1 protein-coding gene is annotated in these 207 nt (G+C 31.9%); it reads right to left on the bottom strand.

Annotation, left to right across the window (positions count from 1 at the left end):
- Positions 1-207: transposase (locus tag LQ686_RS14130; protein ID WP_239733472.1), on the bottom strand; the 207-nt coding region annotated here is incomplete at both ends.

Below are 207 nucleotides of genomic sequence, written 5' to 3'. Positions count from 1 at the left end.
TGAGTGAAGTTACGTTTCCAAACATCAACCGCACCAGGATATTGAGACCATTGTTGTTTAAATGCTTCAAAAGCAGTATGACAAGCTTTAATTGATGTTGTCCCATAAACCTTTCTTAAAGAAGAAGTAAAAGCTTTATAGTCTTTACTTGGTACGTATTTAATAGAATTCCTAACTAAATGTACAATACATCTTTGAACAATTGTT

Source organism: Mammaliicoccus sp. J-M41 (genome assembly GCF_022385935.1).
In the GTDB taxonomy this organism is placed as follows: Bacteria; Bacillota; Bacilli; order Staphylococcales; family Staphylococcaceae; genus Mammaliicoccus; species Mammaliicoccus sciuri_A.
This window is presented reverse-complemented; position numbering and strand designations above follow the sequence as displayed.